This window comes from Robertmurraya sp. DFI.2.37 (assembly GCF_029211245.1).
GTDB classification, from domain to species: domain Bacteria; phylum Bacillota; class Bacilli; order Bacillales; family Cytobacillaceae; genus Robertmurraya; species Robertmurraya methanolica_A.
Genome location: NZ_JARGEJ010000680.1, coordinates 1 through 297 on the forward strand (window position 1 = coordinate 1; position 297 = coordinate 297).

The 297-nt window shown below is 43.8% G+C and carries 1 pseudogene; it reads right to left on the reverse strand.

The window, feature by feature from the left end:
- Positions 1–101: 101 nt before the first annotated feature.
- Positions 102–297 (reverse strand): annotated as a pseudogene (locus tag PZE06_RS28185) (hypothetical protein); the annotation flags it as partial.

Here is a 297-nt window from a genome sequence, read left to right on the forward strand (position 1 = left end):
ATCGACTTATCGTAGGGAGGCGGCTTGAAGGACAATAGGTGCTAGGGGCCTGAAGCTGGACAGAGAAAAGCGGAAGCGGCTTGCTTATCTCCTTGCAAACTTCAGGTCCTCTCCCTACGATAAGTCAAACTCAATTCACTTTCGCTCATTGGTTTTCCTTTATCGAAAGAACAAGCCCTTCCAGTTTGATGTTCATAATGAACCTTTTGCATTTCTTTTTCGCTGTGTTTATGATATTTCCATTCCTGCCGTTGGAAATGACAGAATTGTTCCGCCTTTTCCAGATCCTTAAACACA